Source organism: Novosphingobium sp. (assembly GCF_025351285.1).
Classification (GTDB): domain Bacteria; phylum Pseudomonadota; class Alphaproteobacteria; order Sphingomonadales; family Sphingomonadaceae; genus Novosphingobium.
Genome location: NZ_JANXWG010000010.1, coordinates 24,737 through 48,613 on the forward strand (window position 1 = coordinate 24,737; position 23,877 = coordinate 48,613).

The 23,877-nt window shown below is 65.2% G+C and carries 23 protein-coding genes and 1 pseudogene; 15 read left to right on the forward strand and 9 right to left on the reverse strand.

Annotation, left to right across the window (positions count from 1 at the left end):
- Positions 1–247: 247 nt before the first annotated feature.
- Complete coding sequence (locus tag Q0R16_RS01535) at positions 248–454, forward strand: cold-shock protein (RefSeq protein WP_295631092.1); 207 nt, start codon at positions 248–250, stop codon at positions 452–454.
- Positions 455–495: 41 nt separating this feature from the next.
- Here the strand turns inward: Q0R16_RS01535 and Q0R16_RS01540 are convergent, their stop codons facing one another.
- Entirely contained in the window at positions 496–1,275 is a 780-nt protein-coding gene (locus Q0R16_RS01540; RefSeq protein ID WP_295631094.1) for a transglutaminase family protein, read from the reverse strand.
- 205 nt (positions 1,276–1,480) lie between these two features.
- Between Q0R16_RS01540 and Q0R16_RS01545 the strand changes: the two genes are divergently transcribed.
- A complete protein-coding gene (locus Q0R16_RS01545; RefSeq protein WP_295631096.1) occupies positions 1,481–1,933 on the forward strand; it encodes a glycine zipper 2TM domain-containing protein in 453 nt (150 codons plus the stop codon).
- Positions 1,934–2,100: 167 nt separating this feature from the next.
- Here the strand turns inward: Q0R16_RS01545 and Q0R16_RS01550 are convergent, their stop codons facing one another.
- Positions 2,101–2,385, reverse strand: a complete 285-nt coding sequence (locus Q0R16_RS01550) for a hypothetical protein (RefSeq protein ID WP_295631098.1) — start codon at positions 2,383–2,385, stop codon at positions 2,101–2,103.
- A 187-nt stretch (positions 2,386–2,572) separates the two neighbouring features.
- Between Q0R16_RS01550 and Q0R16_RS01555 the strand changes: the two genes are divergently transcribed.
- The gene (locus tag Q0R16_RS01555; protein WP_295631101.1) at positions 2,573–3,109 is read left to right on the forward strand and encodes a hypothetical protein; all 537 of its coding nucleotides are present in this window, start codon (positions 2,573–2,575) and stop codon (positions 3,107–3,109) included.
- A gap of 69 nt (positions 3,110–3,178) precedes the next feature.
- On the opposite strand, the gene Q0R16_RS01560 is transcribed toward Q0R16_RS01555, so the two are convergent.
- The 4 genes from Q0R16_RS01560 to Q0R16_RS01575 all read right to left on the reverse strand — a co-directional run bounded on the left by Q0R16_RS01560 (position 3,179) and on the right by Q0R16_RS01575 (position 5,948).
- On the reverse strand, positions 3,179–3,601 hold the full coding sequence (locus Q0R16_RS01560; protein WP_295631103.1) for a DoxX family protein: 423 nt from the start codon (positions 3,599–3,601) through the stop codon (positions 3,179–3,181).
- 495 nt (positions 3,602–4,096) lie between these two features.
- Positions 4,097–4,300, reverse strand: a complete 204-nt coding sequence (locus Q0R16_RS01565) for a hypothetical protein (protein ID WP_295631105.1) — start codon at positions 4,298–4,300, stop codon at positions 4,097–4,099.
- 103 nt (positions 4,301–4,403) lie between these two features.
- The gene (dapD, locus tag Q0R16_RS01570; RefSeq protein ID WP_295631107.1) at positions 4,404–5,240 is read right to left on the reverse strand and encodes a 2,3,4,5-tetrahydropyridine-2,6-dicarboxylate N-succinyltransferase; all 837 of its coding nucleotides are present in this window, start codon (positions 5,238–5,240) and stop codon (positions 4,404–4,406) included.
- Between the two features lie 30 nt (positions 5,241–5,270).
- A complete protein-coding gene (locus tag Q0R16_RS01575; protein ID WP_295631110.1) occupies positions 5,271–5,948 on the reverse strand; it encodes a pyrimidine 5'-nucleotidase in 678 nt (225 codons plus the stop codon).
- Between the two features lie 532 nt (positions 5,949–6,480).
- Between Q0R16_RS01575 and Q0R16_RS01580 the strand changes: the two genes are divergently transcribed.
- From Q0R16_RS01580 to folP, 4 genes are all read left to right on the forward strand, one after another.
- Positions 6,481–8,577, forward strand: a complete 2,097-nt coding sequence (locus tag Q0R16_RS01580) for a S8 family peptidase (RefSeq protein WP_295631112.1) — start codon at positions 6,481–6,483, stop codon at positions 8,575–8,577.
- 8 nt (positions 8,578–8,585) lie between these two features.
- On the forward strand, positions 8,586–9,185 hold the full coding sequence (locus Q0R16_RS01585; RefSeq protein ID WP_295631142.1) for a ribonuclease HII: 600 nt from the start codon (positions 8,586–8,588) through the stop codon (positions 9,183–9,185).
- 215 nt (positions 9,186–9,400) lie between these two features.
- Positions 9,401–10,540 (forward strand): site-specific DNA-methyltransferase, encoded by a 1,140-nt coding sequence (locus Q0R16_RS01590; RefSeq protein WP_295631114.1) that lies wholly within the window; start codon positions 9,401–9,403, stop codon positions 10,538–10,540.
- A gap of 8 nt (positions 10,541–10,548) precedes the next feature.
- The gene (gene folP, locus Q0R16_RS01595) at positions 10,549–11,673 is read left to right on the forward strand and encodes a dihydropteroate synthase (RefSeq protein WP_295631116.1); all 1,125 of its coding nucleotides are present in this window, start codon (positions 10,549–10,551) and stop codon (positions 11,671–11,673) included.
- On the opposite strand, the gene Q0R16_RS01600 is transcribed toward folP, so the two are convergent.
- Together Q0R16_RS01600 and Q0R16_RS01605 are read right to left on the reverse strand one after the other, a co-directional pair.
- Complete coding sequence (locus tag Q0R16_RS01600; RefSeq protein WP_295631118.1) at positions 11,667–12,536, reverse strand: CPBP family glutamic-type intramembrane protease; 870 nt, start codon at positions 12,534–12,536, stop codon at positions 11,667–11,669. The two genes, folP and Q0R16_RS01600, sit on opposite strands and share 7 nt — an antisense overlap.
- 14 nt (positions 12,537–12,550) lie before the next feature.
- Positions 12,551–13,726 (reverse strand): acetyl-CoA C-acyltransferase, encoded by a 1,176-nt coding sequence (locus tag Q0R16_RS01605; protein WP_295631120.1) that lies wholly within the window; start codon positions 13,724–13,726, stop codon positions 12,551–12,553.
- A gap of 265 nt (positions 13,727–13,991) precedes the next feature.
- On the opposite strand from Q0R16_RS01605, the gene Q0R16_RS01610 reads away from it, so the two are divergent.
- The 6 genes and pseudogenes from Q0R16_RS01610 (at position 13,992) to Q0R16_RS01635 (ending at position 21,422) form a co-directional block, all read left to right on the forward strand.
- Positions 13,992–14,768 (forward strand): thioesterase family protein, encoded by a 777-nt coding sequence (locus tag Q0R16_RS01610; protein ID WP_295631123.1) that lies wholly within the window; start codon positions 13,992–13,994, stop codon positions 14,766–14,768.
- Between the two features lie 10 nt (positions 14,769–14,778).
- Complete coding sequence (locus tag Q0R16_RS01615; RefSeq protein ID WP_295631125.1) at positions 14,779–16,014, forward strand: serine hydrolase domain-containing protein; 1,236 nt, start codon at positions 14,779–14,781, stop codon at positions 16,012–16,014.
- A 71-nt stretch (positions 16,015–16,085) separates the two neighbouring features.
- Positions 16,086–17,288: pseudogene (locus tag Q0R16_RS01620) on the forward strand (3-hydroxyacyl-CoA dehydrogenase NAD-binding domain-containing protein); the annotation flags it as partial.
- Between the two features lie 4 nt (positions 17,289–17,292).
- Positions 17,293–18,864, forward strand: a complete 1,572-nt coding sequence (locus Q0R16_RS01625; RefSeq protein WP_295631127.1) for a class I adenylate-forming enzyme family protein — start codon at positions 17,293–17,295, stop codon at positions 18,862–18,864.
- A 39-nt stretch (positions 18,865–18,903) separates the two neighbouring features.
- Entirely contained in the window at positions 18,904–20,409 is a 1,506-nt protein-coding gene (locus tag Q0R16_RS01630) for an MFS transporter (RefSeq protein WP_295631129.1), read from the forward strand.
- Positions 20,406–21,422, forward strand: coding sequence for an NADPH:quinone oxidoreductase family protein (locus tag Q0R16_RS01635; protein ID WP_366857047.1), 1,017 nt, complete (start codon positions 20,406–20,408; stop codon positions 21,420–21,422). The genes Q0R16_RS01630 and Q0R16_RS01635 overlap by 4 nt, the downstream gene beginning before the upstream one ends.
- Positions 21,423–21,673: 251 nt before the next feature.
- On the opposite strand, the gene Q0R16_RS01640 is transcribed toward Q0R16_RS01635, so the two are convergent.
- Complete coding sequence (locus Q0R16_RS01640) at positions 21,674–22,105, reverse strand: MarR family transcriptional regulator (protein WP_295631130.1); 432 nt, start codon at positions 22,103–22,105, stop codon at positions 21,674–21,676.
- A gap of 79 nt (positions 22,106–22,184) precedes the next feature.
- On the opposite strand from Q0R16_RS01640, the gene Q0R16_RS01645 reads away from it, so the two are divergent.
- Both Q0R16_RS01645 and Q0R16_RS01650 read left to right on the forward strand, forming a co-directional pair.
- Positions 22,185–23,582, forward strand: coding sequence for an aldehyde dehydrogenase (locus Q0R16_RS01645; RefSeq protein WP_295631132.1), 1,398 nt, complete (start codon positions 22,185–22,187; stop codon positions 23,580–23,582).
- A partial coding sequence (locus Q0R16_RS01650; protein WP_295631134.1) for a DUF3237 family protein occupies positions 23,579–23,877 on the forward strand: 299 nt, incomplete at its 3' end. The genes Q0R16_RS01645 and Q0R16_RS01650, both read left to right, overlap by 4 nt.

The following is a 23,877-nucleotide window of genomic DNA, read 5'->3' on the forward strand; positions in this document are numbered from 1 at the left end:
TCAAAACTGGCCGGTGTTGCGGCGGACCGGAAGCGAGGTGCGGCAAGGGGCTTGCGAAGGCGCTAGGTCGCCGCGAAGTCCCGTGCTACGGCGGCGCCGCTGACGTCAGATATTGGCGGACTTCGGCGCGGCGTGTCGCTCGTGGGCACCCGAGTACGGCGACTTCCTTTCAACGCACGACCTCTCGCATACCCCGCGCACGCGTTGTGCGCAGGTCTACCAAAAGTGTTCTTGAAAGGAACATTCCATGCCAGTCGGCACCGTGAAATTCTTCAATACCGAAAAAGGCTATGGCTTCATTGCGCCCGATGGCGGCGGCGAAGACAGCTTCGTCCACATCAGCGCAGTCCAGGCCGCCGGCATGCAGTCGCTCGACAAGGACCAGCGCCTTACCTACGAGGTCGAAATCGGCCGCAATGGCAAGAAGTCGGCCGCGAACCTCGCGTCTGCCTGACGATTTCTAAGCCCGGTGAGCGACGCTCACCGGGCTTCAACTCACTTCAACTCAACCACTTCCACAGTCTGCGCATTGATCGTGACCGGCGCGAACGCGGTCAGGAACGCCACGTCGGCGGCATCGCGACCCACGCCGATCTTGGCCATCGAATTCTCCGTCGCCATGCCCGTGGCATCGACCATCTGCCATGATCCCCCCACAAAAACTTCGGCCACCGCGTGGAAATCGGGCGGGGTAACGCCCGGCGCATAGACGCTGGCGAGCCTTGCCGGAATGTTCGACGCCCGCGCCAGCGCGATCACCATGTGTGCGTAATCGCGGCACACTCCGGCGCGGCGCACGAATGTGTCGAGCGCGGTGGTTTCGGCATCGCTCGATCCCGGAACATAGGCGAGCTTGTCGTGGACGAAATCGCGGATCGCGACGATCCTGGCGCCGCCCTCGGTTTCGCCGAACTCGCTCTGCACGAAGCGCAGGAACGGCAACACCGGGCAATATTGCGATCCGAACAGATACTGCACCGTTTCGCCCGGCAGCAGGTGCAGGTCGACCGCGGGCAGGGTGGCGATATCGGCGCAGACCCGTTCGACCTGAACCGTGGCGCGATAATCGACGATCAGCCGGTTGGTGGCGCGCATCAGCAGCCGTTCCCCCACCATGTCGTGCGCCGGCACCCGCGCGAAGTGCTCTACCGGTGACAATTCGATGAAGGCATCCTCGACCGTCTGCTCGGGCACGATCGCAGCTTCGAGCTGGAGGATGACCGAGGTCGATCCGGGCAAGTCGTAATCGATATGACAGTTGATCGCGATGCGCATGACGGGAAGGGTTCCGGGATGTGGGCCAGAGTGGAGGGAAGCAAGCGGGCGGCTCTCCGTTGCCACTCTCGTGACGCGCAATGATCGGTCAGGCTGGTTGTTCCGGTGGTTGGCGGGAACACAACCGCCACTCTCGCCGTTGCTGGAGTCATTGAGACGGGGCGCACTGCAGGACAAGGGCCTGCAACCGGGTTGGAGACTTTCGATGAAAACTGCACTTTTGATGGCCGTGGGCGGCGCCGCCCTGTTGGGTGGCTGCGCAAGCACGATGTATGGTGATGCCAGAGGAACAGGCGGCGATGGCGGCTGGGGTTATTATGACCGCAGCTATCACAGCCAGTACGGCAATTACGACTACAATCGCAACGACCCGCGCTACGGCGGCTACTACGCCGAAAATTACTACCGTGACGATTCACGGTACCACGAACGCCGCCTCAATGAGGGCGATCGCGTCTATCGCGGCCGTGACAACCGCTATTACTGCCGCCGTTCGGATGGGACGACCGGATTGATCGTGGGTGGCGTCAGCGGCGGCGTGATTGGCAACATCATCGCTCCTGGCGGTTCCAAGACGATCGGCACATTGCTTGGTGCGGCTGCAGGTGCCGCGGTTGGCGCAGCGGTCGATACCAACAACGGCGTTCGCTGCCGCTAGGCGTGCGCACATTGCTGCACGGCAACGGCGTCGGTTTTCGCACAGAGGGCCGGCGTCGTTTCGTATCAGGACAACATTGAAAATGGGCCAGATCGAATGTGAACGCGCTATTCAACAATCGTAATCCGCCGTTCATATGAAATCCAAAGAAAATCGTTTCAACCACTTTATCGCCACGCTTCGGCGCTTTCTGAAAACACTGTTGCATCCATGTCGGTGTTGATTGGTTGTTTTGTCATGACCAACCGTATCAACCGCTCGTCTTGCGGATTCCACGCGATTGCCGCGTCGTTTGCGCTCTGTTCAACCCCGCTGTTTGCGCAGGAGATCAACAACGCTGCACCGCCCACAGCAGTTGCAGATCCGGCCCCTGTCATCGTGCTATCGGCGCAACCGGCGGCTTCTCCGCCTGTAGCGACCGTCCAGTCCGTCGCACCCGCACCCGTCGACACTCCCGCCCTTGATTCGGCAAGCGACGCACCAGCCCGCGCCACTTCAAGGGCGCGCGTTGAACCCGTAGGTCGCTCAACCCCCGCACTGCGAGTGGTCAGGGCTACCGCCACCGGCGCTATTCCGGCAATTGCCGCCGCCAAGCCCGTGAGCATGCCGCAGTTTCCGGTTTCCCCGGCACCTTCGCCAATGACACCCGCGCCGGATCAAGCGCAGCCGGCAACGACGGCACAGCCCGCTGCGGCGCAATCGTCGGATAACGGTTCGCTGGTCGGGCTTGGCGCACTAGCGGCGCTTGGTGTCGTCGGCCTGGGGGCGTTCGCAGCCCGCCGGCGCCGCAAGGTTGTCATTGAAGACGAGGCTCCGGCGATTATCGATCCGATCGTTACCGGCGCCGCCGTTCCTGCCATGACCGCGCCCGAATATGCGACTTACGACCTTGCGGAAACCGCCGAAGTGCCGAGCCGGGGCGTGACAATGCCCGATGGACCGGTCCCCACCGGCGAAGCGCGCCAGCGGCTGATCGATCGCATGGTGGCCGCCGCGCCCGATTCGGCCAACCCGTTCACCACGGCCAAGGGGCGCCGTCGCCGCGCCCGGCTGATCCTGCAGGCGCGTGAAAACGAACAGCAGCAGCCGGGCCAGGATGGTTTCGATTGGCGCAACTTCCAGGCCCCGCGTGAACCCGCGCTGCCTGTGGCTGACCGGACAACCGTCGACGCCTGAACGCACCGTTCGGCATGGATCCAACCCCGGCGGGGGCGCGAAAGCGCTCCCGCCGCTTGACGTGACCGGTCAGCCGCGTGCGCTGTGTGCCCGCCACGGCCATTCGATCGCGGACGAAACCCATAGCGCCAGCCACACCAGCAGCGGCTGCGCAAATATTCGCGGGACATGATAACCCAGCCCGATACCATGATCGGGCTTTGCCATGTCCATCGCGAAGTGGTTGATATTGGCAGGGAATACGCACACTGCATAAAGCGCCAGGCCCCATCCGCCAGCCTTGCGCAATCGTGCATCGAACGGCTGGACCAGCGCGATCGCACCCAGCAATTCGGCCACCCCGGTCAGCAGGACAACCAGCCCGGGCGAAGGCACCCAGTCGGGCATTATCCGCAGGAATGGTTGCGGCGCTGTCAGGTGCACAATCCCTGCGAACGCATAGAACGCCGCGAGTACCCACATCAGCGTGGTTCGGATTCGGGATCGTTTCATCGCCCGCGAGGGTCGGCCGATGCCGTTGACGAGTCAATCGTGCCGTAAGTCTTGGCGTGCCGTAAGTCTTGGCGCGTCGTAAGTCCTGCCGTGCCGTAAGTCGTGGATGTCAGTCGAGTGGATCAACCGCCCAGAAGTTCACCGATCCAGACCGAAGCGACCGCAAAGAACGACATCAGCGATCCCGTGGCCAGGACGAAGCGGACGGTTGATGCGGAAGGCTGGCTAGCTGTGTCTTCCGACACGACGGCGATAGGGCGATTGACCATGATTGCGACCTCATGTGGCACGCATCCTTGTCGTACCAACCGCTTACATGAACCTTAGAACGGCCAGGCGGTTCCACTTAAATCGGCAATTGTTGCGACCAGCCGGTCCCGTGCCACGCCAGAACGTTCGCAGTTGCAGCAAAATACCGTGGCATAGTGGCGATTGGCGGCGTTTTCGGCGATCAGCGCCCGATCAGCGCCCGATCACTGCCCGATCACTGCCCGATCACTGCGATGCGACCGCAGCCGGTTCCGATGCCGTGGCCTGATTGATATCGGGCTTCGACGAACTCGTCGCGACCCACACCAGCGCCAGTGCGACGATCGCCAGCAACACGCTGATCGCCAGCACGAAGCGCATGATTTTGGTTGTTCGCCCACCTCGCGCTTCTTCAGTGGTGATGTGAATTTCTTCTCCGTGCCGTTCCATGGCCTGTATCCTTGCATGCTGCCCGCGGCCAGGCCGGCGGACTTGTCAAGGCAACTACGCATGGATGATGGCGCTGTTCCGTGCGGGATACCGTCCCGAAGGTTCAGTCGCGCAGCAATTCGTTGATTGCAGTCTTGCTGCGGGTCTGCGCATCGACCGTTTTGACGATCACCGCACAGTACAGCGAGGGCCCCGGCTGGCCATTCGGCAGCGGCTTGCCAGGCATCGCACCGGGTACGACCACAGCGTAAGGCGGCACCCGGCCGATGTGGATATCGCCGGTCGCGCGGTCGACGATCTTGGTCGACGCGCCGAGATAAACGCCCATCGACAGCACCGCGCCCTGGCCGACCACGACGCCTTCGGCCACTTCGCTGCGCGCGCCGATAAATGCGCCGTCCTCGATGATCACCGGGCCGGCCTGCAAGGGTTCGAGTACGCCGCCGATGCCGGCGCCGCCGGAAATGTGCACATTCTTGCCGATCTGTGCGCACGAACCGACGGTGGCCCAGGTGTCGACCATCGTGCCTTCATCGACATAGGCGCCGATGTTGACGAAGCTGGGCATCAGCACCACGCCCTTGGCGATATGCGCGCCGCGCCGCGCAACGGCACCCGGCACCACGCGGAAGCCGGCGTCGCGAAAGCGGTTCTCACCCCAGCCGGTGAATTTCGAAGGCACCTTGTCGAACGCCGGAGCGCCGCCCGCGCCCTGTTCGATCACCACGTTGTCGTTAAGCCGGAACGACAGCAGCACCGCCTTTTTCATCCACTGGTTGACCACCCATGCGCCATCGACCTTTTCGGCGACGCGCAAGGTTCCTGCATCGAGCAGTTCGAGCACTTGTTCGACGACGCCACGCACCTCGGTGCTGCCGGGGTTCACAGTGTCGCGCGCGTCCCACGCCCGTTCAATTGCGGCTTCGAGTTGGGCGGTCATCGCAAATCCCCTGCTGTTCGTCGGGCGCGCCTAGCTTGTCGGTGGCAGTTCGACAAGCGTGCCCAGCCAGCGCGCCAGATCGTCGATCACCACGTCGATCGCGGCGTCGTCCTTGGCACGGTCGCCCCAGTCGGTGCCAAGGTCGATCCACACCGTCTGCATCCCCAGCGCCTTGGGCACGGTGAGGTTGCGCGCCATGTCCTCGACGAACGCCGCGCCCGCAGGGTCGATGCCGAATGCCTCGATCATGCCGGTATAGGCCGAACGTTCGGGCTTGGGGCGGTAGTGCATCGCGTGGACGTCCCACAGCCCTTCGAAGCTGTGTTCGAGCCCGAGCGCGGCCAGCACATGGCCTGCATAGTCGGCATCGCCATTGGTGCAGACCAGCTTGCGGCCCGGCAGCCGCGCGATCGTATCGGCCAGGCGCGGCGCGGCGGCAAGCGGGGCAAAATCGATGGCGTGGACGAAGCCCAGAAAATCGAACGGATCGACATCGTGGTTGTGCATCAGGCCCGCCAGCGTGGTGCCGTTATCGTGGAAATACAGCTTCTGGATGCGCCGCGCCTCGATGGCGTCGCAACCCAGCAGTTCCGCGATATATTCGCCCATCTTCACGTCGATCTGGTCGAACAGCCGGGTCGATGGCGGATAGAGCGTGTTGTCGAGGTCGAAGATCCAGCAATCCACCGCGTCGGCGTCAAAACCCATTGGTAATCCTTACCGTTCATTGGCAAACCATCGACTTTGGCTTGTTAAAGCCGGGTACTGGTCGATTTCGCGAATTGCCTTGCTACAGCCAAGCGACCAGAATGACTATCGGATCGGTACTTTGCGCAAGCTGACCGGGGTCAGGCGCCGGGGGTCAGGTGCCGGGGTTGGGCGCCGGGGTTGAACAGGAGTGTTTGAGATGACCGCAGGGCCCATGCGCAAGCCGGCACTCGCAAGGCGCTGGTTCAGCGCGCTTGCAGTGGCGCCGATTGCGTTGCTTTCGGCGTGCGGCGGGGGCGGCGGCGGTATGGTCAGCACGCCGACACCGACACCCGTGCCAACGCCAACTCCCACACCGACTCCGACTCCGACTCCGACTCCAACCCCAACCCCAACTCCAACCCCCACATCGACGCCAACTCCCACACCCACACCGACGGCTGCGTTCGATACCGCTGAATATCGTCAATCCGATGGCCCACAGTTCCACGGCGCCATTACCGCCTGGAGCAAGGGCGCGACCGGGGCGGGGGTGACGCTGGCGATTGTCGATTCGGGGATCAACACCACCAACACCGAATTCGCCGGGCGCATCAGTTCGGCTTCGGCCGATGTGGTCGGCAACCGCGGCATCCAGGGCGAGGATGATCACGGCAACTTCATCGCGCTGATGGCGGCCGCCGCGCGCAACGACAGCGGCATCCTGGGGATCGCCTTCGACGCGACGATCCAGGTGCTGCGCGCCGATACTCCCGGCACCTGCGCCACTGCGGTGACGGGCAACAAGGACACCGGCTGCACCTTTTCGGACAACAATATCGCGGCCGGGGTTGATGCCGCGGTCAACGCACGCGCCCGGGTCATCAACATTTCGCTTGGCGGATCGGTGATCAACCGCACGCTCGCCAACGCGATCGGGCGGGCTTCGGCGGCGGGGATCGTGGTCGTCGTGTCCGCCGGCAATGACGGCGCCAGCACCGACCCGACCAAGGACGGCACCCAGCCCGATCCTTTCGCCACCACCATCCAGATGGCGGGCGGCACCAACGTGATCATCGCCGGCTCGGTCGACAACACCGGCACGATTTCCACCTTCAGCAACCGCGCCGGGGCCGAATCGCAGTGGTATCTGGCCGCGCTGGGCCAGAGGTTGTGCTGTGTCTACAGCGGCAGCACGATCCAGATCACCACCACCAATGGCCAGCGCTTCGTGACACTGGGTTCGGGCACCAGTTTTGCCGCGCCACAGATCACTGGCGCCGTCGCGCTGCTGGCGCAGGCGTTCCCGAACCTGACCGGCGCGCAGATCGTCGACTTGCTGCTGCGCACCGCGCGCGATGCGGGCACGGTGGGCACCGACGCGATCTACGGGCGCGGCATTCTCGACATCGCGGCAGCCTTCTCGCCGCAGGGCACGCTGTCGCTGGCGGGCACGTTGGTGCCGGTATCGCTGGGCAGCACCAGCCTGGCGCTGTCGCCCGCAATGGGCGACGCGGCGGCGAAGGCGGGGTCGCTCGGCACGGTGATCCTCGATGGCTATCGCCGCGCCTTCGCGGTCGATCTGGCGCACTCGATCCGCAGCGCGCAGTTGGAGCAGCACTTGTACAATTCGCTCGCGCTCGGTGGCCGGTCGGTGGCGCTGGGCAATGGCGCGCTGTCGGTGGCGTTCACGATCGGACGGCAAGGAACGCTGGCCGGCCCGCTCAGCCTTTCCGCAAGTGATGCAAGGGTGGCACAAGTGCTGGCCGCCAGCGTTGTCGCGCGGATCGCGCCGGGGCGGCAACTGGCGTTCGGCATTCGGCAGGACGCACGCGGGCTGGTCGGCAGCCTGGTCGGGCACGACGAGCCAGCGTTCATGATCGCGGGCAGCGGCACGGCCAATTCAGGCTTCAGGCAGGACATCGGCGGGGCTTTCGCGCTGCGCCAACAATTGGGACGCTGGGGTCTTACGGTCAGCGCCGAAAGCGGCGCCGTGGTGACCACTCCGATCGCTTATGCAGATACTCAGCTACGCCGGCACGAACGCTATGGCATGGCGCGGATCGGTGCGGTGGTGGATCGGCGCTTCGGCGCGCTCGACGCCGCGTTCGGGTTCAGCCTGCTGCGCGAAGATCGCACGGTGCTGGGCGCACGGTTCTCGGACTCGCTGGGCGGTGGCGGCGCCAGCACGCTGTTCGGCGAAGGCAATCTCGGCTGGCAAGTGGCACCGCGCTGGCGGCTGGGCACGGCCGGGCAGTTGGGCTGGACGCGGGCAAGCGGCAACGCATTGCTCGGCAGCGGATCGAGCTTGCTGAGTTCGGCCTGGTCGGTCGATCTCATGCGCCAAGGCGTGTTCAATGCATCCGACAGCGTGGGCTTGCGCATTGCACAGCCGTTGCGGGTGGAAAGCGGGGGCGTTTCGTTGCGCTTGCCGATCGACTATTCCTACGAAACCAGCAGCGCGACGTTCGCCGACCAGCGGTTGTCGCTGGCACCGCAAGGCCGCGAGATCATCGGCGAACTGGCCTGGCGGACGGCGCTATGGCGGGGAGCGCTGGCCAGCAGCCTGTTCATCCGGCGCCAGCCCGGTCATTACGCCGCGCTGCCGGTCGACAAGGGCGTGGCGATGCGCTGGAGCCGCGATTTCTGACTACGTTCATCCATGCAGGGCGCCTCATAATCGGGGTCGATGAAGCGGGCCGGGGGCCGCTGGCCGGGCCGGTTGTGGCTGCGGCGGTGGTGCTGTGCGATCCCGCGCCGCAGGGCCTTGCCGATTCCAAGGTGCTTTCGGCCAAGCGCCGCGCGATGCTGGAAGCCGAGATCATGGCCGGTTGCCGCTGGGCGGTGGGCGAAGCCGATGTCGAGACGATCGACCGCATCAATATTTTTCAGGCGACGATGCTGGCGATGACCCGCGCGGTGGCGGCGCTGTGCGCTGAACTCGGCGCGCATCCCGATGAAGTGCTGATCGACGGCAACATGACGCCGCATGGCCGCTGCGCCGAATGGACCTGGCCCGCGCGGCCGATCGTGGGCGGCGATGCGATCGAACCGTGCATCTCGGCCGCCTCGATCATCGCCAAGGAACACCGCGACCGGTTGATGCGCAAACATGCCTGCGATCACCCGCATTACGGGTGGGAACGCAACGCCGGCTATGGCACGCGCCAGCATCTCGACGCGCTGCAACGGCACGGCGTGACCCCGCTTCATCGCCGCAGCTTTGCCCCGGTGGCGCAACTGGTGCTGGCGATCTGAAATTATTTTCGCGTCCGAGTCCACGAAGCCACACCACGACATATCGAGTCCCGCCCGGCGCGGCGGACTCAACATCTGGTGTCGATCCCGTTTCGTTCCAATGCCGCTAACGCCATCTTAACCATCGGAGCCCAAGAATTCCGGCGAGTCGCGGCTTGACGCGGGGCTCACACTGACTCACTCTAAGCGCTTCGGACATGGGGGCATTGACGAGTATGGCGACCACAGCGCTGAAGGTGCGCACGCGCGCGGCACCGGCGGCAAGAGCCCTGCCGCCCCCGGTTGCGCTGCCGCTCGACCAGATTTTGCGTGGCGATTGCATCGAAGCAATGCGCAGCCTTCCCGATGCCAGCATCGACATGATCTTCGCCGATCCGCCCTACAATCTCCAACTCGGCGGCGATTTGTCGCGCCCCGATGGCAGCCATGTCGACGCCGTCACCGATGCCTGGGATCGCTTCGACAGCTTCGCCACGTATGACGCTTTTACTCGCGCCTGGATGGCCGAGGCTCGGCGCATTTTGAAACCCAACGGCTCGCTGTGGGTGATCGGCAGCTATCACAACATCTTCCGCGTCGGCGCGATCCTGCAGGACACCGGCTTCTGGATTCTCAACGACGTGGTGTGGCGCAAGGCCAACCCGATGCCCAACTTCAAGGGCACGCGCTTCACCAATGCGCATGAAACGCTGATCTGGGCGTCGATGGGCGAAAAGGCGCGCTACACCTTCAATTATCGCACGATGAAGACGCTCAACGATGAACTTCAGATGCGTTCGGACTGGGTCTTGCCGATCTGCGGCGGGCCCGAACGGATCAAGCGCAATGGCGTGAAAGCGCACCCGACGCAGAAGCCCGAGGCGCTGCTCTACCGCGTGATGCTGGCCACCACCAACCGCGGCGACGTGGTGCTCGATCCGTTCTTCGGCACCGGCACCACCGGCGCGGTGGCGAAGCGGCTCGGCCGGCACTGGATCGGCTGCGAGCGCGAGGAAGCCTACATTTCAGTGGCCGAGGAACGCATCGCCGGCGCGCTGCCGCTCGATGAATCGGCGCTCACGACCATGCAGAGCGTCAAACCCACTGCCAAGGTGGCGTTCGGCGCTTTGGTCGAAACTGGCTGGATCGAACCGGGCACATTGGTGTTCGACAAGAAGCGACGCTTCATGGCGAACGTGCGCACCGATGGCTCGTTGGCCTTCGAAGCCGAGACCGGCTCGATCCATTCGCTCGGCGCCAAAGTGCAGAGCGCGCCCACCTGCAACGGCTGGACCTTCTGGCACATCGAGCACCAGGGCGAAATCAAGCCAATCGACGAATTGCGCCAGCTTTACCTGCTCGCCACCGAGGATTGATCCGCCCAATGGCGCAAAGCCTGTACATCCGCCCGATCGCACTGGCCGATAGCCCGCAAAGCGAGGACGGCGATGCGGTGCGGCTGGCTGGCGGCTTGGTCTATGCCAGCCGGTTCGCCTTGCTGGTGCGCGAGAATAGCAGGATCGTGTCGCGCCAAAGGCTCGTGGCTGGCGAAGTGCCGCAGGCACTTTCGGCGTTTCCCGACGCCTTGGCCCACGAAGGTGCGACGCAATGGGCGGCGCTGACCGCACGCCATGCGCCGCTCGAACTCACGGTGCCCGTCGGCAATCGTACGATCCGGCTCGATCAGCCGCAAATCATGGGCATCCTCAACGTCACGCCCGACAGCTTTTCGGATGGCGGCAAGTTTCTCGACAAGCCCGATGCGGCGCTGGAACACGCCAGCGACATGCTGGCGGCGGGCGCGGCGATCATCGATGTCGGCGGTGAATCCACCCGCCCCGGCGCGGCGGCGGTGTGGGAGGGCGACGAGCTCAAGCGCGTGGTCCCGGTGATCGAAAAGCTGGTCAACGCGGGCGCGGCGGTGTCGATCGACAGCCGCCGATCGAGCGTGATCGAAGCGGCGCTGGCGGCGGGGGCGGGGATCGTCAACGACGTTTCGGCGCTGCGGCATGATCCACGCAGCATGGAGATTGTTGCGCGCAGCGGCGTGCCGGTGGTGCTGATGCACGCGCCGGGCGGGGCGGGGGACCTGCACGCCGATGGCAAGTACGGCGATGTGGTGCTCGACGTGTTCGAAGCGTTGCGCGCCAGCCGCGACGCAGCGATCGCTGGTGGGATCGAGCGCGCGAAAATCATGCTCGATCCGGGGCTGGGCTTCGGCAAGTCGCTGGCGGAAAACCTCGCGCTCATTAACGCTCTGCCGCTGTTCCACGCGCTCGGCCAGCCGTTGCTTCTGGGCGGCAGCCGCAAGCGCATGATCGGCGCGCTCTCGGCCGAAGCGCCCGCGCACAAGCGCATGGGCGGCAGCCTGGCGCTGGCAATGCGCGGGTTCGATGCGGGCGTGCAACTGCTGCGCGTACACGACGTGGCGGAAACGGTGCAGGCGCTGCATGTGTGGCGGGGCCTGCGCGATGCGGCACTGACCGATTTCATCGAGTTGCCTCAGTAGGCGCCGCTGCGCCGTTTCTGGATCAGTGCCAGCCCGGCTGCCACCAGGCAAAGCGCAAGGGTGAACGGCACGAAGCCGCTCGCCACATTCCACGAACTGGTCCAGCCGGTGGGCACGAACGCCATGGGCGCGAGCGCCAGCACCATGCCCTGCAACCAGATGCAGGCCACCAGACTGCCCCGGCTCCGCCGCCAGACCGTGGTTGCGATGTACGACAGGGCGAGTGCCCGTAGCGTGCCGATCGACAGATACCCGGCCAGCGTCTGCCCGTCGCGGGCATCGGTGAAGAGCAGCAGGATCGGCAATTGCCAGACGATCCAGATAACGCCTAACAGCGCAGAGCTTTTCAGCGCATCGGAGCGCGCGAGCAGCCTTGGCAAAAGATAGCCACGCCAGCCGCCTTCCTCACCGAGTGGGCCTCGGCCCAACAGACCTGCGATCATTCCGAGCAGGACCGAGACGGGAAACAGCGCGGCGAATGCAGGGACCGGGTTAGCCGCCTGACCGGCCGGCATACGCGGGGTGAACCCGAGCGCCAGCGTCAGTACCTCCACCATGAGCGGCAAGACCAGCGCCACCACCGCTGTGGCACGCCAGCCGATGTTCCAGCGCAGGAAGCCTTGCGCCCATTGACCCGCCGCCAGCCGACCCGCGCGCCGCGACAGCACCGCCGCTGCGATCCCGGGACCGAAAGAGCCCAGGTAAGCCGCCGCGCTCATCCCCGGATTGGCCAGCGAGCCGGGCCGCCCCGCCATCAGCCAGCCGCCAAGCCAGATCACCCAACTGATCGCAAAAGTCAGCGCCACGAACGGCACCGGGCCCGCGCCGCCGATCGGCGCGAACCCGGAAACGTCGTCATTCATAGTCGGTGAATCGGTCACAGCACCTCGAACAGGCCGGCCGCGCCCATGCCGCCGCCGACGCACATCGTCACCACGACATACTTCGCGCCGCGACGCTTGCCTTCGATCAGTGCGTGGCCGGTGCAGCGTGCGCCGGTCATGCCATAAGGGTGCCCGATCGAGATCGCGCCGCCGTTGACGTTGAGCAAGTCATTGGGAATGCCCAGCTTGTCGCGGCAATACAGCACCTGCACCGCGAACGCCTCGTTCAATTCCCACAGGCCGATGTCGGCCATCGTCAGGTCGAAGCGGCTGAGCAGCTTGGGGATCGCCAGCGCCGGGCCGATGCCCATTTCGTCGGGCTCGGTGCCCGCCACCGCCATGCCGACATAGCGGCCGAGCGGGGTGAGCCCGCGCTTGGCGGCCAGGCCCGCTTCCATCACGATAACCGCCGATGAACCGTCCGAAAGCTGGCTGGCGTTGCCCGCGCTCACGATGCCATCGGGCAGCACCGATTTGAGCGACTGCAAGCCCTCCAGCGTGGTTTCGGGGCGGTTGCCCTCGTCCTTACTGAGCGTGATCTCGTGGGTCGAGACTTCGCCAGTGGCCTTGTCAGCGACACCCATCGTCACGGTGACGGGCACGATCTCGGCGTCGAATGCGCCCGATGCCTGCCCGGCGGCGGTGCGCTGTTGCGACTGGAACGCATATTCATCGCAAGCATCGCGGCTTATGCCATAACGCTTGCCGACGATCTCGGCGGTTTGCAGCATCGGCATGTAGATCGCCGGGTGCATTTCCATCAGCGAACGATCCGGCCCGACGCGCATGTCCTTGGTCTGCACCAGGCTGATCGATTCCTGACCGCCCGCGGCGACCACGTCCATACGGTCCATCACCACCTGCTTGGCGGCGGTGGCGATCGTCATCAATCCCGACGAGCACTGACGGTCCATCGTCATGCCCGATGTGGTGACGGGAAGGCCTGCACGCAGCGCGACCTGGCGCGCGAGGTTGCCGGCCTGGTTGCCCTGCTGCAACGCCGAACCCCACAGCACGTCGTCGACTTCGGCACCGTCGATCCCGGCGCGTTCCACCGCGGCCTTGAGCGAATAGGCGCCGAGCGTGGCGCCGGCAGTCATGTTGAAGGCGCCCTTGTACGCACGCCCGATCGGGGTGCGGGCGGTGCTGACGATAACGGCGTCGCGCATGGAATTCTCTCCGGTTTGTGGCGCCTGTTGGCGCTTTGGCAGCTTTGGGGCGGCTCTGGCCGCTCGCGCGCCTTACTACCGATGCGCGCCCGTTGCGACAAGCGGAGTCGAGCCAGCCGTGCCGTAGCGTCAAGCCGTAAAATGGCGGAATTGCGCGGGCTCCTGGCACGTGCGGCTTGCGGAAGCGGGGGCGGCGCGTCTAGCGTAATGACTTGTTACGCGGGGCCCGGACAAGGCCGCCGCGATTCGAGATCGGGAGAACGGGATGCGCCTGGCGGCTTTGGCTGCGCGGCTGGAAGAACGCGACGGGCGCCTGGCGCTGTCGGGCGCGGATGGATGGATGCAGGGCCGCACGATGTACGGCGGTGCATCGACTTATCTGGCCTATCGCGCAGTCCTCAGCCGTTTCCCCGATCTTCCGCCGCTGCGCGCGGCGCAAGTGGGCTTTGTTGCGCCGGTGCTCGACGATATCGCGATCGAAGTGTCGATGCTGCGGCAGGGGCGCAGCGTCAGTCAGGTGACGACCGATCTCTATTCTGACGGCGCGCTGGCGCACCGCACGCTGTGGCTGTTCGGCAGCGCGCGGCCCGCCAATGCCGAAGTTGCGGTGGGCCGGGCGGAGGACTTCGTGCCGTTCGACCAGGCCGAGCCCTTTCCCGCGCACAGCGATCCCGGCTTTTTCACGCACCGCTTCGAGCAGCGCCGCGGCGAAACCAAGGGCGGCACGCGGATCGGCGCATTCCGGCGCTGGATCAGGCTTCACGAACGCGATGGCATGGACGCAACCGACGAATTGCTGGCGATCGCTGACGCGCTGCCCCCCGGATCGGCGCGCGCGATGGTGCGCAAGGGCCCGCTGAGTTCGATCAATTGGTCGATGACGCTGCTGGGTGAGGCACGGCCTACGCGCGATGGCTGGTGGCTGGTCGAAACCGCATCGAATTATGCGGGCGACGGGTTCAGCAGCGAAACCTTGCGACTGTGGGACGCGGATGGCGCTGAAGTGATGCGCGGGCTGCAAAGCGTGGCGATTTTCGGATGAGAGCAGAGCGATGAGCGAGACCATGACACCCATGGATGCCGGGTTCGATCCCGATCGGCTGGCGCGGATCGCGCCCTTCGTCGACAAGCACTACATTTCGACCGGCAAGCTGCCCAACGCACAGTTCCTGCTCGCGCGCGATGGGGCCGAAGTGCTCCGCTTCGGGCTGGGAACGGCGCGGAAGGATGGCCCGGCTCTCGCCAACGACACGATTTTCCGCATCGCCTCGATGACCAAGCCGGTCACCTCGATCGCGTTCATGATGCTGGTCGAGGAAGGGCTGGTTGCGCTCGACGATCCGGTGACGCGCGTGATCCCCGAATTCGCCGGTCTCGGCGTCTATGCCGGCGGTGGCGGCGATGCGCCGTTCTTGCCGGTCAAGCCCGCGCCGGCGATGCGGATGGTCGATCTGCTGACGCACATGTCGGGGCTTACGTACGGCTTGCAGAACCGTACCAATGTCGATGCAGCGTACCGCAAGGCCGATCTCGACATGGCGCGCAAGCTGCCCGACAACGACGCGTTCGTGGCCGCGCTGGCTGGCATTCCGCTTGAATTTGCGCCCGGAACAAGCTGGAATTACTCGATTTCCACCGATGTGCTGGGCGTGGTGGTGGCGCGGCTGTCGGGCATGACGCTCGGCGAATTCTTCCGCACCCGCATCTTCGAACCGCTGGGCATGACCGATACCGGCTTCGATTGCCCGGCGGACCAGCAGCACCGGCTGGCCGATGCCTTCGCTTACGTGCCCGGCAAGCCGCCGCGGCTGATCGATCCGGGCGCTACCAGCAACATGGTGCGCCCGGCGGGCTTCCACAGCGGCGGGGGCGGGCTGCTTTCGACGATCGACGATTATCACAAGTTCTGCCGGATGCTGGTGGGGCGCGGCGCGGCTGATGACGTGCGTATCGTCTCGCCCAAGACGCTCGACCTGATGACGCGCAATCACTTGCCCGGCGGTGCAGACCTGACGCAGATGTCGAAATCGTTGTTCAGCGAGGCGTATAATGCTGGCGCTGGCTTCGGGCTTGGTTTCGGCGTCACGATCGATCCCGCGCGCACCCTGATCCCGGGGTCTGCGGGCGAATTCTACTGGGGCGGGATGTATTCGACCGCGTTCTTCATCGATCCGCTGGAGGGGTTGCACATGGTGTTCATGACGCAGCTTATGCCAAGCTCCGCCTACCCGATCCGCCGCCAGCTCAAGACGTTGATTTATGCCGCGCTGGCCACCAGCCGCGCCTGATTTCCAGGAGAAAACCGATGTCCGATCCCCTACCCGGAGCGAAAGCCCATATCGACGCCGCGCGGATTGCCGCCGCCACGATCGATGACTTGCCTGCCGATACCCCGCTGATCCCGATCCAGTGCGTCGGCGTGATCGGCGCGGGCACGATGGGCGGGGGGATCGCGATGAACTTTCTCACCGCCGGCATTCCGGTCACGATCGTGGAACGCGAACAGGAAGCGCTCGACAAGGGCGTGGCGGTAATGCGGCGCAATTACGAGAATTCGGTCAAGCGCGGCAAGCTCGACGCGAGCGCGGCCGAAGCGGCGATGGCGCGGCTTACCCCCAGCCTCGATTTCGAAGCGCTGGCAGGGGCCGACCTGATCATCGAGGCGGTCTATGAATCGATGGACGTGAAGAAGGACGTGTTCGGCCGGCTCGACGCCATCGCCAAGCCGGGTGCGATCCTTGCCAGCAACACCAGCTACCTCGATGTGGACGTGATCGCGCATGCCACCAAGCGCCCCGAAGCGGTGCTGGGCATGCACTTCTTTTCGCCCGCCAACGTGATGAAATTGCTGGAGGTTGTTCGCGGCAAGCTGACCGGGGCGAGCCAGTTGGCCACCGTGATGGCGCTGGCTGTGAAGATCGGCAAAGTGCCAGTGGTGTCGGGCGTTTGCGACGGGTTCATCGGCAACCGCATGCTCAGCCCTCGCCAGCAGCAGGCCAATGCGCTGATCATGCAAGGCGCGAATTACTGGGACGTGGACGAAGTGCTGCTCGAATTCGGCTTCCCGATGGGTCCGTTCCAGATGGGCGACCTGGCGGGTCTCGATATCGGCTGGCACCGCGATCCCACCAAGGTGACCACGGTGCGCGAGGCGCTTTGCGCGGTCGGGCGCTGGGGGCAGAAGACCGGCAAGGGTTTCTACGACTACGACGCCGACAGGAAGCGCAGCCCGTCGCCCGAAGTGAAGTCTATCATCGCTGACTTTGCGGCCAAGGAAGGCACGGCGCAGCGCGTGATCGGCAAAGACGAGATCCGCGAACGCCTGCTTTATCCCATGATCAGCGAAGGCGCGAAGATCCTTGATGAGGGCATCGCGCAGCGCGCTTCGGACATCGATACCGTCTGGCTCAACGGCTACGGCTGGCCCGCCTGGACCGGCGGGCCGATGTATTGGGCCGATCACGTCGGGCTCTCCGAGATCGTCGCGGGGCTGGAGCGCAATGACCTGCCGGTGGCGCCATTGCTGGCGAAGAAAGCTGCGGCCGGCGAAGTGTTCGGCTGAACCGATGCGGCTTGAGGAGATCGTCGAGGCCGAATTCGTGCCATTCAGCCAGATCCTGCGCGCGCACGGCGCGCGGCTGGGCGATGCGATCGCGCTGGCCGATGAAACCAGCCGCGTCACATGGCGCGAACTCGACGCCACGGTCGATCGCGTCGCCGCCGGGCTGCAGCGCGATGGTGTGCAAGTGGGCGAACCGGTGGCGATTGTCGGCGCCAATTCGGTCAACTACGCGCTGGCGTTTCTGGGCGCGGTGCGGGCAGGGGCTATCGCCACGCCGCTGACGTCCTCGGCTACGCCTACCGCGATCGCCGCAATGCTGGCCGATTGCGGCAGCCGCATCCTGCTCGCCGATGCCGCAATGTCCGCGCAATTGGCGGGGGAGGCGCTGCCCGCAAACCTGATCCGCGTCGCACTCGAACCCGGCGCGCCCGGCATTCCGTTCGAGAAATGGCTAGCCCCCGAGGGCGCGCAGCCCGCACCGCACACGCCCGCGCCCACTGACGGCTTCAACATCATCTATTCGTCGGGCACCACCGGCACCCCCAAGGGCATCGTCCAGAGCCACCAGATGCGGATGGAGCACCTGCGCCGCACCGTGCAGGGCGGCTATGGCGATCACACGGTGGTGATCAATTCGACTCCGCTCTATTCGAACACCACGCTGGTCAGCTTCATCCCCGCGTTGGCGGCGGGCGGCAAAGTCGTGCTGATGACAAAGTTCGACGCGCGCAAGTTCCTCGAATTGAGCGAACGCGAGCGGGTGACCAACGCCATGCTGGTGCCGGTGCAGTACCGCCGGATCATGGACCTGCCCGATTTCGACAGCTTCGACTTGTCGAGCTATGTCCTGAAAACCTGCACTTCCGCGCCATTCTCGGCCGAGCTCAAGGCCGATGTGCTGAAGCGTTGGCCCGGCGGGCTGATGGAAATCTACGGCATGACCGAGGGCGGCGGCACGTGCCTGCTGCTCGCGCACGAATTTCCCGACAAGCTCCACACCGTCGGCCGCGCGCAGCCCGGCCATGTGATCAAGATCATCGACGAAGACGGCAACGAACTGCCGCAAGGCGAAGTCGGTGAAGTCGTTGGCCACTCACCCGCGATGATGAACGGCTATCACAACCAGCCGGGCAAGACCCGCGAGACCGAGTGGCATGATGCCGAAGGCCGCCGCTACATCCGCCACGGCGACGTCGCGCGCTTCGACGAGGATGGGTTCCTGATCCTGATGGACCGCGCCAAGGACATGATCATCTCGGGCGGATTCAACATCTATCCGTCCGACCTCGAAGCCGAACTGCTCAAGCACGCGGGCGTCCGCGAAGCGGCAGTGGTCGGCGTGCCCAGCCGCGATTGGGGCGAAACTCCGGTGGGCGTGGTGGTGCTGGCCGACAAGACCGCCGATCTCGCTGAAATTTTGGCGCAGGCCAACGCCCGACTGGGCAAGACCCAGCGCATCAGTCGACTTGAAATCGTTGACGAATTGCCTCGCAGCACGATCGGCAAAGTGCTCAAACGCGAACTTCGTGACCGGTTCGGGGGAAATCCGGTTTCTGGCCATATTACAAACGCCTGACAGTGTCGTATAGCGGCCAGACAGCCCATCGGAGAGCCCATGACCGCAGCGACCGCCAGTCCACCCCCAACTGCTCCACCGCTCAGAACGGGCACGCGGCTGGCCTACGGCTTCGGCTCAGTCGCTTACGGGATCAAGGAAAGCGGCTTTTCCACGCTGTTGCTGCTGTTTTACAACCAGGTCGTGGGCTTGCCGGCGGGGCAAGTGGGCCTGGCAATCATGCTGGCGTTGGTTATCGATGCGTTCGTCGATCCGGTGATCGGGCATTTTTCGGATCATTTGCGCTCGCGCTGGGGCCGCCGCCACCCGTTCATGTACGCCGCCGCGTTGCCGGTCGGGTTGCTGTACCTGCTGCTGTGGAATCCGCCCGAGGGCGCCAGCCACTTCGCCACGCTCGCTTATCTGGTCGCGGTGGCGGTGACGGTGCGTTCGGCGATCAGTTGCTACGAAGTGCCCAGTTCCGCGCTCGCCCCCGAACTGACCGCCGATTACCACGAACGCACCGCCGTGCTGTCCTTGCGCTACCTGTTTTCGTGGAGCGGCGGCATGGTCATGCTGCTGCTGGCGTTCGCGGTCTTCCTGGCGCCGACCGCCCAGTATCCGCATGGCCAGCTCAATCCCGAGGGCTATCGGCATTACGCGGTCACCGCTTCGGTGCTGATGACTACGGCGATCGTGCTGTCGGCGCTGGGCACGCATAACCGCATCAAGTTCCTGCCCAAGCCGCAAGGCGTCCGCCCGCCGGTGCGGCGCACCTTCCACGCCATTTTCGCCACGCTCAGGAACCGGGCATTTCTGACATTGCTGATGGCGGGCGTCTTCATCTTCACCAGCCAGGGGCTGACGTTCAGCCTTGCCGCCTACTTCAATTCCTACGTCTGGCTGTTTCCGCAGAGCATTTTCGTGACTTACACGTTCTCGGTCCTGGGCGGCGTGGCGGTGGCGGTGGTGTTGGCGCGGGTGCTGTCGCGGCGGATGGACAAGCTGCGCGCGGCGCTGCTGTGCCTGTCGATCTACCCGGCGATCGTCTGCGCGCCGCTGATCGGGCGCGCAATGGGCGTGATGCCCGACAACGGCACGCCGTTGCTGTTTCCAGTGCTGATGCTGCTGACCACGATCGCGGTAGCCTTCAGCGTCACGGTCACGATCCTGGCCGCGTCGATGATGGCCGACGTGGTCGAGGACGCACAATCGCGCACCGGCGAACGGCGCGAAGGGTTGTTCTTCGCCGGATCGTTCTTCATGCAGAAATGCGTGACCGGGATCGGGCTGTTTCTTTCGGGCGCGATCCTGTCTGCGGTGGGTTTCCCCGACAAGGCCGAGCCGGGGCGTGTGGCGATCCCGGTGCTCAACAACCTGATCGTGATCTATTGCGTGCTGGTGGTGGTGCTGGCCACGTGCGGCTATCTGGTTTTGCGGCGGTTTCCGCTGGGCGGGCGCGCCGAGCATGATCGGCGCCTCTCCGAAATCGCTGCCGCCGGTATGATCCTGCCTGGCTCCGAGGGCGAATACGTGCCGATGGATATCGATGCCGGAAGGCCATGACCGCTCCAGACACCATGCGCGCGCTGTCGGTCCTGGCTCTGTCGACCGATTTTTCAGGTTGTGCGCTGGTGGAAAATCCGGTTCTGCAGCCCGGGCCGGGCCAGGTCCTGGTGCGGATCGAAGCGGCCGCGCTGGGCTTTCCGGACTTGCTGATGACGCGCGGCGGCTACCAGGCCAAGCCGCCGCTGCCGTTCACACCGGGCATGGAAGCGTCGGGCATCGTGGTTGCAATCGGTGCGGACGTGACCGGCATCGCGCCGGGAATGGCGGTGATCGCCGGCGGGCTGACCGGGGGTGTTGCGCAATTCGGGGTCTATCCGGCTGAGGCGCTGATGCCCAAGCCGGCTGGTCTGTCGTTCGCCCAAGCCGCATCGTTGCGCGCGGCCTACCTCACCGCATGGGTGGCGCTGGTGCGGCGCGCGGTGGTGGTGCCCGGTGAATGGCTGCTGGTCCACGGCGCGGCGGGCGGTGTGGGGTTGGCGGCGGTCGATCTGGCGCGGAGCCTGGGATTGAGAACCATTGCGGTTTCCGGGGATTCAGGGGCGAGCGGCGAGGCCAAGCGCGCGGCGATCAAGCATGCCTTCGCGCCCGAGCACGTGATCGAAGCCGGGCCGGGGTTCCGCGACAAGGTGCTGGAAATCACCGCCGGGCGCGGGGTGGACGTGGTTTACGATCCAGTCGGCGGTGATGTGTTCGATGAATCGACCCGGTGCATCGCTTTTGCGGGGCGGTTGCTGGTGGTGGGCTTTGCTGGCGGGCGCATCCCGACGCTTTCGGCCAATGTCGCGTTGATCAAGGGCTTCTCGGTGATCGGGGTGAGGGCGGGCGAATACGGCCGACGCTTTCCTGACTTGGGCCGCGCGAATGTGGCGGCGATCCGGCAATTGGCGGAGGAGGGTGCGATTTCGCCGCAGGTTCACGCCGAATTGCCGCTTGATCGCTGGCGCGATGGCTTTGCCGCGATGGAGGACCGATCGGTGGTGGGGCGGACCGTGGTCCTGCCCTGGGCTTAGAAGGGCCCACCCTTACCCCCCCGAAACACCACAAAAAAGGGCCGCCCCGTTGCCAGGGCGGCCTTGGAAGTTTTGGGAGAGGATGCCTGAAAGGCAGGTTTTAAGTGGGCCACCATCAGTTTTTGTGCAAGTGCGAAAGGCACGATCACGCATGTGCGAAACGCAACTGCGCATACGTCTGCATAGCCCGGATCAAACGATTGCACGCCGCAAATCCTCAGACTTGCAGCGAAATCTGCAATACCGATCGGTCAGCCGAGAGTGGGCGGCGGACCTTGCCACAGCGCGTTCAGCGCGGGCAGCAGGTGATCGCGGTGCGCGGCCGGAACGCGCGCCAGCAATTCGGCCTCGAACTGCTCGATGATCGCCCAGGCCTCGGCCAATCGTGTCCGTCCGCGCGCCGTCAATTCGAGCGAATGTGATTTGCCGTCGATCGGCCGGCGCTCGATCAATCCGCCCGCCTCCAGCCGCCCGACCAGCGGCACCATGTTGGCGCGTTTGATGTCGAGCGCGCGGCCCAGCGCGCTGGCGGTGATGCGCGCATTGGCCTCGATCAGGATCAGGATCGACACATCGGTGTGGCGCAAGCCGATCTCGACCAGCCGTTCGCCCAGTTCGGCGATCATCGCCGAAGCCGCGCGGCGCAGTGCATAACCAGGAAGCGAAACCAGCGGGTCTTTCATGCCAGCCGATCTACCAAAGACGCTTGTCCAACGCAAACAGGATTGCTATGAAGCATAACAAACGTGGGAGAGAATCGCGATGGACTTCCAGAGACTGAACCCGATAACCGGTGCTGTGGCGTCGACTGCTCCGGCGATGCAGGCCGCCGACATTCCGGCGATCGCCCACCGCGCCGCCGCCGCCTTTCCGGCCTGGGCGGCGCAAGGCCCCAACGCCCGCCGCGCGGTGCTGATGAAGGCCGCTGCCGCGCTTGAAGCGCGCAAGGATGCGTTCGTCGAAGCCATGATGGGCGAAATCGGCGCCACCGCGGGCTGGGCGATGTTCAACCTGGGCCTCGCCGCGGGCATGGTCCGCGAAGCCGCCGCGATCACCACGCAGATCGCGGGCGAAGTGATCCCTTCGGACAAGCCCGGCTGCCTGGCGATGGCTTTGCGTGAACCGGTCGGCGTGATTCTGGGCATCGCACCGTGGAACGCGCCGATCATCCTGGGCGTGCGCGCGATTGCGGTTCCGCTGGCTTGCGGCAACGCCGTGATCCTGAAGGCCAGCGAGAGCTGCCCGCGCACCCACGCGCTGATCATCGAGGCGTTCGCCGAAGCCGGCTTCCCTGAGGGCGTGGTCCAGGTCGTCACCAACGCGCCCGCCGATGCGGCACACGTGGTCGGCGCGCTGATCGATGCGCCCGAGGTCAAGCGGATCAACTTCACCGGATCGACCACGGTCGGCCGAATCATCGCGCAGCGCGCCGCCGGGCATCTCAAGCCGTGCCTGTTAGAACTGGGCGGCAAGGCGCCACTGCTGGTGCTGGAAGACGCCGAGCTCGATCAAGCGGTCAAGGCCGCAGCATTCGGCGCGTTCATGAACCAGGGCCAGATATGCATGAGCACCGAGCGAATCATCGTAGTCGACGCCGTTGCCGATGCTTTCGCCGCAAAGTTCGCGGCCAAGGCCAAGTCCATGCCCACCGGCGACCCGCGCGAGGGCAACACGTCGCTGGGCGCGGTGGTCGATCGCAAGACCGTCGATCACGTCAACGCGTTGATCGACGATGCCGTGGCCAAAGGCGCAGCGGTGATCGCGGGCGGCAAGGCAGACAGCGTGCTGATGCCCGCCACGGTGGTCGATCACGTCGCGGCGGGGATGAACCTCTACCGCGACGAAAGCTTCGGACCGGTGGTCGCGATGATCAGAGCGCGCGACACCGCGCACGCGATCGAACTGGCCAACGACAGCGAATACGGCCTTTCCGCCGCCGTCTTCACCCGTGACACGGCAAAGGGCCTGGCCGTTGCCCGCCAGATCCGCTCGGGCATCTGTCACGTCAACGGACCAACGGTGCACGACGAGGCGCAGATGCCGTTCGGCGGCGTGGGCGCATCTGGCTACGGGCGCTTCGGCGGCAAGGCCGGCATCGACAGCTTCACCGAACTGCGCTGGATCACGATCGAGACGCAGCCCGGCCACTTCCCCATATGATCCGGCCGATCATCACGGCTGCGGCGATCGGGCTTGCGACAATGGCTGGTGCCGCCGGACCCGGACCCGAAGGTCCATCGGCCCCCGCACCGCACCTGACTTACGTGTTCTCGGCAAGGATCGAACTGGCACCGCCAATCGAGCAAGGCACTGTCGATGGCGGCCGGCGCCGCTTCATCGCGATTACCGGCGGGCGGGTCTATGGCCCGCGCCTGTCGGGAACCGTCATGCCCGGCGGGGGCGATTGGCAGACGATCATGCCCGGCGGGCTGACGAAGATCGACACGCGCTATGC

Coding starts and splice junctions, on each gene's coding strand:
- Q0R16_RS01625 (WP_295631127.1), top strand. CDS start 17,293: ATGCGGCTTGAGGAGATCGTCGAGGCCGAATTCGTGCCATTCAGCCAG.
- Q0R16_RS01645 (WP_295631132.1), top strand. CDS start 22,185: ATGGACTTCCAGAGACTGAACCCGATAACCGGTGCTGTGGCGTCGACT.
- Q0R16_RS01540 (WP_295631094.1), bottom strand. CDS start 1,275: ATGCGCATCGCGATCAACTGTCATATCGATTACGACTTGCCCGGATCG.
- Q0R16_RS01630 (WP_295631129.1), top strand. CDS start 18,904: ATGACCGCAGCGACCGCCAGTCCACCCCCAACTGCTCCACCGCTCAGA.
- Q0R16_RS01605 (WP_295631120.1), bottom strand. CDS start 13,726: ATGCGCGACGCCGTTATCGTCAGCACCGCCCGCACCCCGATCGGGCGT.
- Q0R16_RS01600 (WP_295631118.1), bottom strand. CDS start 12,536: ATGAATGACGACGTTTCCGGGTTCGCGCCGATCGGCGGCGCGGGCCCG.
- Q0R16_RS01535 (WP_295631092.1), top strand. CDS start 248: ATGCCAGTCGGCACCGTGAAATTCTTCAATACCGAAAAAGGCTATGGC.
- Q0R16_RS01575 (WP_295631110.1), bottom strand. CDS start 5,948: ATGGGTTTTGACGCCGACGCGGTGGATTGCTGGATCTTCGACCTCGAC.
- Q0R16_RS01640 (WP_295631130.1), bottom strand. CDS start 22,105: ATGAAAGACCCGCTGGTTTCGCTTCCTGGTTATGCACTGCGCCGCGCG.
- dapD (WP_295631107.1), bottom strand. CDS start 5,240: ATGACCGCCCAACTCGAAGCCGCAATTGAACGGGCGTGGGACGCGCGC.
- Q0R16_RS01560 (WP_295631103.1), bottom strand. CDS start 3,601: ATGAAACGATCCCGAATCCGAACCACGCTGATGTGGGTACTCGCGGCG.
- Q0R16_RS01635 (WP_366857047.1), top strand. CDS start 20,406: ATGACCGCTCCAGACACCATGCGCGCGCTGTCGGTCCTGGCTCTGTCG.
- Q0R16_RS01610 (WP_295631123.1), top strand. CDS start 13,992: ATGCGCCTGGCGGCTTTGGCTGCGCGGCTGGAAGAACGCGACGGGCGC.
- Q0R16_RS01545 (WP_295631096.1), top strand. CDS start 1,481: ATGAAAACTGCACTTTTGATGGCCGTGGGCGGCGCCGCCCTGTTGGGT.
- Q0R16_RS01615 (WP_295631125.1), top strand. CDS start 14,779: ATGAGCGAGACCATGACACCCATGGATGCCGGGTTCGATCCCGATCGG.
- folP (WP_295631116.1), top strand. CDS start 10,549: ATGGCGCAAAGCCTGTACATCCGCCCGATCGCACTGGCCGATAGCCCG.
- Q0R16_RS01565 (WP_295631105.1), bottom strand. CDS start 4,300: ATGGAACGGCACGGAGAAGAAATTCACATCACCACTGAAGAAGCGCGA.
- Q0R16_RS01555 (WP_295631101.1), top strand. CDS start 2,573: ATGACACCCGCGCCGGATCAAGCGCAGCCGGCAACGACGGCACAGCCC.
- Q0R16_RS01590 (WP_295631114.1), top strand. CDS start 9,401: ATGGCGACCACAGCGCTGAAGGTGCGCACGCGCGCGGCACCGGCGGCA.